Here is a 1,845-nt window from a genome sequence, read left to right as displayed (position 1 = left end):
TACTTGATCTGTTCCATCAGGGTCTTTCCGCGATCGGCGTCGCCGGTGCCGCGCTCGACTGGTAGGCGGCCTCGACCAGCGCCATCGTGCTCCAGGCATCTTCGACGGGGCTTATCAGCGTATCATCTTCTCCGGTCGCAAAGCGCTGGACATTGGCCATGCGGCCGACGAAGGCATCGGGAAACCACTCGCCGGCCAAGGGCACGGCGATCCAGCCCGTTCCGCCCTTCGGACAGATCTCCAATACATCCGGTTCGCCTGTGGGATAATCGAGGTTGAGACCCAGCTTGAGATAGGCGGCACCCTCTGTGCCGCAGATGCGGAACTCGCAGGCCTGATGCCGGCGACCGAATTTGTGGTCGTGGTTGATCGACAGCGCGCAACGCACGGTGTCGCCATAGTCGAGAATGGCGCTGGTGCGCGTCTGCGCCACCTTATGGTTGGGATGGCCGAGCGTCTTGGCGTGCACGCCTCTGGGGTCGCCGAGCAACTGCCGGATCAGGTCGAGATAGTGGATCGAATGCATGGCGATCTCGACGCGCGGCGCCTTGAGCAGGAATTCCCAAAGCTCCCATGGTGTCGCCAGCGCCAGCCAGGCGTCGAAGTCGACGATCTCGCCGAGCCAGCCCTTGCCGATGGCATCCTTCAGCGCCAGCATCATTGGCGCGAAACGCAATTGGAAGTTCACCGCCGCGTGCAGCCTCCTGGCGCGGCAGATTTCGAGGATCGCGGTCGCCTCGGCAAGATTGCTGCCCATCGGCTTCTGGATCAGCGCCACCGCGCCGTCAGGCAAGGACTTCAGCACATCGGCATGATGCGACGGCGGGGTGGCAAGGTCGAAGATCGCGCCCTCGACAGCAGTCGCTTCTTCGACCGAGCCAAAGGCCGTCACGCCCCATTGGCTGGCCAGCTTTTCAGCCCTGACATGATCAGGATCATAAAGCCCGGCAACCGGAAAGCCGGCCTTCCGGTAGGCTGGGAAATGCGCGTCGCCGACGATCGATCCCGCGCCGAAGGTGACGATCGGCCGGGGTCTTGAGGGTTTTGGCCAGGATTGAACGAGCAAGGCAGGGTCGAAGCCGCCTTCAGTCATGATGGAAGACCTCATCCATCTCGGCCCACCACTCGCCCTCCTTGCGGGTCGCCAGCGGCTCCTGGCAGGGCATGCAGACGGCCCACCATTCCTGCGTCTTCGGGTCGGCCGCCATCTTGGCCATGTCGGCGGCATAGTCGGTGCCGTGGTATTCAAAATAGGAAAACAGCAGGTTCTCCGGCCGCTTCAGGTAGATCGAATAGTTCTTGATGTTGCAGGCCGAGATCATGGTCAGCACGCCGGGCCAGACGGCGGCATGGAGCCGAACATACTCATCGACCTTTTCCGGCTTCAGTCCGAGAATCATCCCCATCCGCTGCATATCAGTCTCCTATTTCGTGATCGCCGTGGTGAATTCGGCGATGCTCATGGCCTTGACCGCGTCCCAGTCCCAATCGATGCCGATGCCCGGTTCGTCGGGCGCCAGCGCCTGGCCATCTTCGATGCGCATGCGCTTGCCGGTCAACTGGTCGAGCTGCGGAATGTACTCGACATATCGGCCGTTCTGAACAGCGCAGGTCAGGCTGACATGCAGTTCCATCAGGAAATGCGGGCAGACCGGAATGTCGAAGGCCTCTGCCGCGTGCGCAATCTTGAGCCAGGGCGTGATGCCGCCGATACGGCCGACATCGACCTGCACGATCGAGCAGGCGCCTTTCTGCATGTACTCGCGAAAATGGCGGAGGGAGTAGAGCGACTCGCCGATGGCGATCGGCGTCGGCGTCGAGTTCGACAACCGCACATGCCCGTCG

Annotated in this window: 3 protein-coding genes; all 3 read right to left on the bottom strand. The window is 62.3% G+C overall.

Going from position 1 to position 1,845, the window contains the following annotated elements:
• Positions 1–16: 16 nt before the first annotated feature.
• Positions 17–1,093 carry a Gfo/Idh/MocA family oxidoreductase gene (locus ENZ75_RS30645; RefSeq protein WP_063167539.1) on the bottom strand — a complete coding sequence of 359 codons (1,077 nt, stop codon included), beginning with the start codon at positions 1,091–1,093 and terminating at the stop codon, positions 17–19.
• Entirely contained in the window at positions 1,086–1,415 is a 330-nt protein-coding gene (locus tag ENZ75_RS30640; protein WP_063167540.1) for an L-rhamnose mutarotase, read from the bottom strand. Before ENZ75_RS30640 ends, ENZ75_RS30645 begins: the two co-directional genes overlap by 8 nt.
• Positions 1,416–1,424: 9 nt before the next feature.
• Positions 1,425–1,845 (bottom strand): enolase C-terminal domain-like protein (locus ENZ75_RS30635; RefSeq protein ID WP_281061316.1); only part of this gene is annotated, 421 nt, incomplete at its 5' end.

The sequence above is a fragment of the Mesorhizobium sp. M7A.F.Ca.CA.002.04.1.1 genome (assembly GCF_004022805.1).
GTDB lineage: Bacteria > Pseudomonadota > Alphaproteobacteria > Rhizobiales > Rhizobiaceae > Mesorhizobium > Mesorhizobium ciceri.
The sequence above is the reverse complement of the archived record's forward strand: the minus strand, read 5'-3'. Positions and strand labels throughout refer to the sequence as shown.

What these genes read in the sequence shown, in the direction of transcription:
- ENZ75_RS30645 (WP_063167539.1), bottom strand. Translation starts at nt 1,093, where the DNA reads ATGACTGAAGGCGGCTTCGACCCTGCCTTGCTCGTTCAATCCTGGCCA.
- ENZ75_RS30640 (WP_063167540.1), bottom strand. Translation starts at nt 1,415, where the DNA reads ATGCAGCGGATGGGGATGATTCTCGGACTGAAGCCGGAAAAGGTCGAT.